At 66.1% G+C, this 7,876-nt stretch carries 7 protein-coding genes; 1 reads left to right on the top strand and 6 read right to left on the bottom strand.

Annotated features, from left to right (window positions below; genetic code table 11):
- Positions 1-98 precede the first annotated feature (98 nt).
- The 6 genes from kdpC to AC5JDC_RS19360 form a co-directional block, all read right to left on the bottom strand.
- On the bottom strand, positions 99-671 hold the full coding sequence (gene kdpC, locus AC5JDC_RS19385) for a potassium-transporting ATPase subunit KdpC (protein ID WP_495843754.1): 573 nt from the start codon (positions 669-671) through the stop codon (positions 99-101).
- Between the two features lie 11 nt (positions 672-682).
- Complete coding sequence (gene kdpB / locus AC5JDC_RS19380) at positions 683-2,752, bottom strand: potassium-transporting ATPase subunit KdpB (RefSeq protein WP_495843752.1); 2,070 nt, start codon at positions 2,750-2,752, stop codon at positions 683-685.
- 212 nt (positions 2,753-2,964) lie between these two features.
- Positions 2,965-4,668: a potassium-transporting ATPase subunit KdpA gene (gene kdpA, locus AC5JDC_RS19375; RefSeq protein WP_495843750.1), complete on the bottom strand. Its 1,704-nt coding sequence runs from the start codon at positions 4,666-4,668 to the stop codon at positions 2,965-2,967.
- A gap of 24 nt (positions 4,669-4,692) precedes the next feature.
- The gene (locus AC5JDC_RS19370; RefSeq protein ID WP_106775432.1) at positions 4,693-4,782 is read right to left on the bottom strand and encodes a K(+)-transporting ATPase subunit F; all 90 of its coding nucleotides are present in this window, start codon (positions 4,780-4,782) and stop codon (positions 4,693-4,695) included.
- Between the two features lie 372 nt (positions 4,783-5,154).
- Entirely contained in the window at positions 5,155-5,466 is a 312-nt protein-coding gene (locus AC5JDC_RS19365; protein ID WP_495843748.1) for a hypothetical protein, read from the bottom strand.
- The gene (locus AC5JDC_RS19360; protein WP_495843746.1) at positions 5,459-5,671 is read right to left on the bottom strand and encodes a hypothetical protein; all 213 of its coding nucleotides are present in this window, start codon (positions 5,669-5,671) and stop codon (positions 5,459-5,461) included. The genes AC5JDC_RS19365 and AC5JDC_RS19360 overlap by 8 nt, the downstream gene beginning before the upstream one ends.
- Before the next feature lie 328 nt (positions 5,672-5,999).
- On the opposite strand from AC5JDC_RS19360, the gene AC5JDC_RS19355 reads away from it, so the two are divergent.
- Positions 6,000-7,862, top strand: a complete 1,863-nt coding sequence (locus AC5JDC_RS19355) for a calcium-binding protein (protein WP_495843744.1) — start codon at positions 6,000-6,002, stop codon at positions 7,860-7,862.
- Positions 7,863-7,876 lie beyond the last annotated feature (14 nt).

Below are 7,876 nucleotides of genomic sequence, written 5' to 3'. Positions count from 1 at the left end.
AATCTCCCCCCTTGCGGGGGAGATGTCCGGCAGGACAGAGGGGGGTGCGAAGGAACGCTGCCTCAAGGAACGGCCCACATAGCAAACAGCCTCGTTTGTTACTGGGCAGATTGCGCAGCATCCAGCGCCAAGTTCAACTCCAGCACGTTGACGACCGGTTCCCCGAGGAAACCAAGCTCGCGGTCCTCGACATGGCTGTCGACCAGCGCGCGCAGCGCCGCCTCGTCCATGCTGCGGGCCCTGGCGACTCGCGGCAGCTGGAAATAGGCGGTGTCCGGCGAGATGTGCGGGTCGAGCCCGCTGCCGGAGGTCGTCACCAGTTCCATCGGCACCGGCGCGGACGGGTTCTCCGCTTTCAGCTTGTCGGCGTCGGCCTTGATGCGCTCGATCAGCTTCGCGCTGGTCGGGCCGAGATTGGAGCCGCTCGAGGAGGCGGCGTCGTGGCCGTCGCCGGCGGCGGACGGGCGGCCGTGGAAATAGCGCTCGCCGGAGAAGGACTGGCCGATCATGGCCGAGCCGACCACCGTGCCGTCCTTTTCCACAAGGCTGCCATTGGCCTGATGGGGGAAGAGCGCCTGGGCGATGCCGGTCATGCCGAGCGGGTAGACGAGGCCGGTGATGGCGGTGAGGGCGACGATCATGACGATCGCGGGTCTGAGCTGTTTCAGCATGGGAGCGGTCCTTATACGAGGCCGAGGGCGGTGATGGCGATGTCGATCGCCTTGATGCCGACGAAAGGCACCACGATGCCGCCGAGGCCGTAGACGAGCAGATTGCGCGACAACAGCGCGCCGGCGCCGATGGCGCGGTACTTCACGCCCTTCAGCGACAGCGGGATCAGCGCGACGATGATCAGCGCGTTGAAGATGATGGCCGACAGGATGGCGCTCTGCGGGGTCTCGAGACCCATGATGTTGAGCGCGCCGAGCTGCGGGTAGAAGGCCAGGAACATCGCCGGGATGATGGCGAAATATTTGGCGATGTCGTTGGCGATCGAGAAGGTGGTCAGCGCGCCGCGCGTCATCAAAAGCTGCTTGCCGATCTCGACGATCTCGATGAGTTTTGTCGGGTCGCTGTCCAGATCCACCATGTTGCCGGCCTCCCGCGCCGCCACCGTGCCGGTGTTCATGGCGACGCCGACATCGGCCTGGGCCAGCGCCGGGGCGTCGTTGGTGCCGTCGCCGCACATGGCGACCAGCTTGCCCTTGGCCTGCTCCTCGCGGATCAGCGACAGCTTGTTCTCCGGCGTCGCCTGGGCGAGGAAGTCGTCGACGCCGGCTTCGGCGGCGATGGCCGCCGCCGTCATCGGATTGTCGCCGGTGATCATCACCGTGCGGATGCCCATGCGGCGCAATTCGGCGAAGCGCTCGCGGATGCCGCCCTTGACGATGTCCTTGAGATGCACGACGCCGAGCAGGCGGCCGTCGCGCACCACGGCAAGCGGCGTGCCGCCGGACTTGGCGATCTCGTCGGCGATGGCGCGGATGTCGCGGATGGCGTCGCCGCCGACACGGTTGCCGCCGGCGGTGACTGTTTCGTCGATGTGCTTGAGCACCGCGTCGACGGCGCCCTTGCGGATCGAGGAGCCATCGAAATCGACGCCGCTCATGCGGCTCTGCGCGGTGAACGGCACGAAGGCGGCGTGCAGGCTGCCCATGTCGCGGGCGCGGATGCCGTATTTGTCCTTGGCGAGCACGACGATGGAGCGGCCTTCCGGCGTCTCGTCGGCAAGCGAGGCGAGCTGTGCGGCATCCGCCAGCTCCTGCTCGCTGACGCCCCTCACCGGGCGAAGCTCGGTCGCCTGGCGGTTGCCGAGCGTGATGGTGCCGGTCTTGTCGAGCAGCAGCGTGTCGACGTCGCCGGCCGCCTCGACGGCGCGGCCGGACATGGCGAGCACGTTGAAGCGCACCAGCCGGTCCATGCCGGCGATGCCGATGGCCGACAAGAGCGCGCCGATGGTGGTGGGGATCAGCGTGACGAACAGCGCCACCAGCACGATGACCGGGATGTAACCGCCGGCGTAGCTGGCGAAGCTCGGGATGGTGGCGGTGGCCAGTACGAAGATCAGCGTCATGCCGGCGAGCAGGATGTTGAGGGCGATCTCGTTGGGGGTCTTCTGGCGCTCGGCGCCCTCGACGAGCGAGATCATGCGGTCGATGAAGGTCGAGCCGGCGGCCGCGGTGATGCGGACCTTGATCCAGTCGGACAGCACCTGCGTGCCGCCGGTGACGGCCGAGCGGTCGCCGCCGGATTCGCGGATGACCGGCGCGGATTCGCCGGTGATGGCCGCCTCGTTGACCGAGGCGACGCCTTCGATCACTTCGCCGTCGGAGGGGATGATGTCGCCCGCCTCGACGATGACGACGTCGCCGACCTTCAGGCTGGTGCCCGGCACCAGCTTGAACCTGGCGCGGTCGCCATTGGCGAGCAGCTTGGCCTGAGTCTCGGTGCGGGTCTTGCGCAGCGAATCGGCCTGCGCCTTGCCGCGGCCCTCGGCGACGGCTTCGGCGAAATTGGCGAACAGCACCGTGAACCACAGCCACAGCACGATCTGAAAGGAGAAGCCGATGTTCTCTCCGCCCGTCGCCAGGTCGCGCAGGAACAGGATGGTGGTGAGCGCCGACACCACGGCGACGACGAACATCACCGGGTTGCGGGCGAGGCTCCTGGGGTCGAGCTTGCGGAAAGCGTCGCCCAGGGCGGGAACGAGGATGCGGGCATCCATGATGCTCGCGGTCTTGGAATGGCTCATCGTGAAGCTCCAGCTTCGTAGGTTCTGTGTGTGTCCGGCCAGCCGAGGAGGTGCGGAAGTCCGCCGGAGAGCAGCCACAATGCGATCAGCGCGACGGCTATCAGCACGAAGGTGGATGCCGTCGGGAAGGCGGGTGGCGTCGCGTCCTCCTCGTCGGGAGGAGGACGCCGCTTGCCGCGGGACGGGACTGGTGGCCGGACCATGGTCGGGTCTCAGAAGGTCTGCCCGAGCAGCATCGCCAGATGCTCGACGATCGGGCCGACCGCCAGCGCCGGGAAGAAGGTCAGGCCGCCGACGATCAGGATGACGCCGGTGAGCAGCCCGACGAACAGCCCGCCGTCGGTCGGGAAGGTACCGGCCGAGGCGGGCACGCTCTTCTTCATCACCAGCGAACCGGCGATCGCCAGCGCCGGGATGATGATGAGGAAGCGGCCCATCAGCATGGCGAGGCCGATGGTGATGTTGTACCAGGGGGTGTTGCCGGTGAGCCCGCCGAAGGCCGAGCCGTTGTTGGCGGCGCCCGACGTATAGGCGTAGAGGATCTCGGAAAATCCGTGCGGGCCGGGCGTCCCGATGGAGGCGACGCCGGTCGGCAGCACCACGGCGATCGCCGTGAAGATGAGCATCGCGGCGGGCAGGCACAGGATGCCGAGCACCGCCATCTTGACCTCCTTGGCCTCGATCTTCTTGCCGAGATATTCCGGAGTGCGGCCGACCATCAGGCCGGCGACGAAGATCGCCAGCACGACGAACAGCAGGATGCCGTAGAAGCCGGCGCCGACGCCGCCGACGATGACCTCGCCCAACTCCATGTTGATGAGCGGGATGAGACCGCCCAGCGCGGTGAAGGAGCCATGCATGGCGTTGACCGCGCCGCAGGAGGCGGCCGTCGTGATGACCGCGAACAGGGCGGACGAGGCGATGCCGAAGCGGGTCTCCTTGCCCTCCATGTTGCCGCCTTCCAGGCCGAGCGCATGGACGAGCGGATTGCCCGCGGCCTCAGCCCAGTAGCAGACGGCGACGCCGGCGATGAACAGCACGCCCATGGTGGCGAGGATGGCCCAGCCCTGGCGCTCGTTGCCGACCATGCGGCCGAAGACGTTGGTCATGGCGGCGCCGATGGCGAAGATCGACACCATCTGGATCAGGTTGGAGATGGCGTCGGGGTTCTCGAACGGATGCGCCGAGTTGGCGTTGAAGAAGCCGCCGCCATTGGTGCCGAGCATCTTTATGGCGAGCTGCGAGGCGACCGGCCCGAGGGCGATGGTCTGCCGGGCACCCTCTACCGTGGCGGCATCGACATAGGCGCCGAGCGTCTGCGGCACGCCGAGATAGACGTAGACCAGCGTGAGAACGATGCAGAGCGGCAGGAGCACGTAGAGGGTGGCACGGGTCATGTCGACCCAGAAATTGCCGACCGTCTTGGCCGAAGCCCGGGCGAAGCCGCGGATCAGCGCCACGGCGATGGCGATGCCGGTGGCGGCGGAGACGAAGTTCTGCACCGTCAGTCCGGCCATCTGGGTCAGATACGACATGGTGCTCTCGCCGCCGTAGTTCTGCCAGTTGGTGTTGGTGACGAAGCTGACGGCGGTGTTGAAGGCGAGCTCGGGGCCGACGGCGCCCATCCCCGCGGGATTGAAGGGCATGGAGCCCTGCAGGCGCTGCAGCAGATAGAGCAGCAGGAAGCCGGCAAGATTGAAGAACAGCATGGCGGCCGCGTAGGTCGTCCAGTGCTGCTCGTCGCGCTCGCTCGTCCCGGCGGCGCCGTAGAGCAGGCGCTCGAGCGGGCCGAGCACAGGCGACAGCAGCGTGCGCTCGCCGGAGAAGACGCGGGTCATGTAGCCGCCGAGCGGCTTCACCAGCAGAACGACGATCCCGCAGAAGACGAGGATCTGAATCCATCCGTTGAAGGTCATGGGAATGGCTTTCGAAAGCGAACGTCAGAAGCGTTCGGGCCTGACGAGGGCGTAGGTCAGATAGACGAGGAGGAAGAGCGTGACCGCGCCGCCGAGGATGTAGTCGATGAGCATGGCGGCCTCCTCAAAGCCTGTCGCACAGGCTGGTGTAGGCGAAGGACAGGGCAAAGAAGACGATGCCTATCCCGATCATGATTGCGTCCATTTCCATGGGCTCCCTGGTGAAGCTTCGGAGACTTGCGATGCGGGCGGCCTCGTTGACGACCCGGCAAGCTCCGCCTGCCCGCGGCCGGATGGCAGGGGCAGCGTCGGCGGGAATATGGTCGCGAACCGCATAAAGGTTCGAGAGAGGCGGCAGGGGAAAGAAATAGGAATTTTATAAAGGTCGGCCGCCCAGCCAGTGGACATCCGGTGTCGGTGACGGGTCGCCATCTCGCACCCAGGCCGGACGATTACTCCAGAACTTGGTTGGGGATGACGGTCTCTTTAGGGAGCGAAATACTTTGCCAGCCCGGCGATGCCGAGGACGGCGAGCACGAAGCCCAAAAGTGTGATGGTCGACGGCATTGAATACAGCTTGCCGCGTACATGGGCGAGGCCGACCTTCAACTCGCCAATATCTTTGCTGATACCGTCGAGCTTAGACTCGATCCGGTCGAACTTGTCCTCGAGCACTTTGACGCGGGCTTCCATCCCATCAGATGTAGACCCGCCATCTCCACCGGACAAGCCCGGAGGAACGGACTGAATCGCATCCCGCCGTGCATCGAGCGCGAAGACCTTTGCGGACTCAGCCATCCTTCTTGCCCTCTGTTGCCGCGGCTGCGGCAACTTCCTTCAACATTCCGTGGATATGGTTGAGGCTTTGCCTGGCCTTCGATGCCGCAGATGCCACGTCCGACTTCAGGGTTACTCCCGTGCTCGCCGAGTGGTACAGCGTCGTCGTGAGCTCGTGGATGGCTGCGTTCTGTTCGTAAAGAACTGTCAGCAACTTATCCAACATCAACGAATTGATTTCGACTGGCGCACGTTGGCGACCAGCGCTTTGTATGCAGCGCTCTCTTCGTCGGACAGGCGTAGCTCGTCTGGTACGGCCATCCGTCGTCTATCCCCCTCCGTCAGCCTAAGGACAACCTGCGTTTCGGATTGGTCGCAACGCGCGGCGGTGCAACTACGAAGGCAGCGGCGTGCAGGAAGTTGCGTTCCAGCCGGCACGACACGTAACAGCCGCGGCCGGCAGTCGCCGCAGTCGCGCCTGCGGACGGTTTCTGGCCGATCCGGCCATCGCGTGGCATGATCGTCGGGCGAAAGGCAGATGATCGGAGTGTCCGATGACCACAGTGACGATCACCGTGGACGACCCCGGCGGCGTCGACACCAACAGCATCTTCGCAAGCACGGCGCCCTATTCCGTCGAACAGGCCCGCAGCGAGAATGCCGGCACCACGGGACGGTTCTATTTCGAGCGCTATGTCGACGGAGTCGTCGACTATAGCAAGCGCCTGCTCTTCATCGCCACGGGCAACGGGATCGAGCCGACCGGCGAAGAGGACCTGCGCGGCAACGTCAGCGCCGTCAACTGCTATCTCGCGGATGCGACGGGGGCCGTCAAGAACTGGGCCCATATCGCGTTCTCGCTGGACGGCCTCTGGGCGCAACGGGGCGGCGTCACCCTGGAATCGTTTGCGATGCTGACACCCGACACGCTGATGGGGCGGGTCATGCAGGGTTCGAGCGCAAGCCTCGTGCTCATCGGCAATGTCGGCAACGACACGCTGCGCGGCAGCTTCCTCGACGACCGGCTGCAGGGCGGGAAGGGCGCGGACAGGCTGATCGGCGGTGAGGGGGCCGACATCGCCGACTATTCGACGTCGGACCTCGGGGTGACGGTCGATCTGGCCATCGGCGCGGCGAGCGGAGGCCATGCGGCGGGCGACCGCTTCTCGTCGATCGAGAACGTCGCCGGCTCCGCCTTCGCCGATACGCTCACCGGCGACGACAACGCCAATTTCTTCGACGGCGGCGCCGGGCTCGACATGATCGATGGTGGCGGCGGCGACGACTTCATCTTCGGCCGCGACGGCGGCGGCACGCTGCGCGGCGGCGCCGGCAATGACCGGATCGACGGCGGCGTCGACGCGGACACCATCCATGGCGGCAGCGGCAATGACGAGCTTCGCGTTGGCGGAGGCAGCAATTACGGCTATGGCGAGGACGGCAACGACATCCTGCTGGGCGACGCCGGCATCGACCGGCTCTATGGCGGCGCCGGGTCCGACCGGCTGAACGGCGTCTCCGGTAACGACATCCTCGACGGCGGCAGCGGAGCGGACACGATGTCCGGCGGGGACGGCGCAACGCAATACTTCGTCGACAATGCGGCCGACGTCGTCGACGATTTCGTGCAGGGCGACAACGACATGCTTTTCGCCAGCACCAGCTACGTCCTCAAGGCGGGATCGGCCATCGAGGTGATGAGGACGACCAGCACCGTGAGCACCACCGCGCTGAACCTGACGGGCAATGCGTTCGCGCAATCGATCACCGGCAATGCCGGCGCCAACGTGCTGCATGACGGCGGCGTGGGCGGCGCCGACCGGCTGAGCGGGCTTGCCGGCAACGACAGCTACATCGTCTACAATGCCGGCGCCGTCATCGTCGAAGCCGCCTCGCACGGCATTGCGGATCGCGTTTCGGCCGGCGTCGACTACCGGCTCGGCGCCGGCGTGCATGTCGAGATTTTGGCGACCACCTCGTCCGGCAGCAAGGCCGGCGTCGACCTGACCGGCAACGAGTTCGCGCAATCGATCACCGGCAACGCCGGCGCCAACCGGCTGGAAGGCAAGGGCGGCAACGACACGCTGCGCGGCCTGGGCGGCGCCGACACCTTCGTCTTCGCCACGGCGCTCGGCAGCGGCAATGTCGACACGATCGCCGATTTCAACGCGGTGGACGACCGTTTCCTGCTCTCGGATGCGATCTTCAAGGCGCTGTCGCCGGGCACGCTTTCGGCGGCGGCCTTTCGGGCGAACACCACCGGGCTGGCGCAGGATTCTTCCGACCGCATCATCTATGAGACCGATACCGGCGAGCTCTATTACGACGCTAACGGCAGCGCCGCCGGCGGCGGCGTCCTGTTCGCCAGGCTGACACCTGGCGTGTCGCTCACCAATTCGGATTTTGCGGTGGCGTGAGGGCCTGAAACGCG

Source organism: Kumtagia sp. (assembly GCF_059502445.1).
This window is presented reverse-complemented; position numbering and strand designations above follow the sequence as displayed.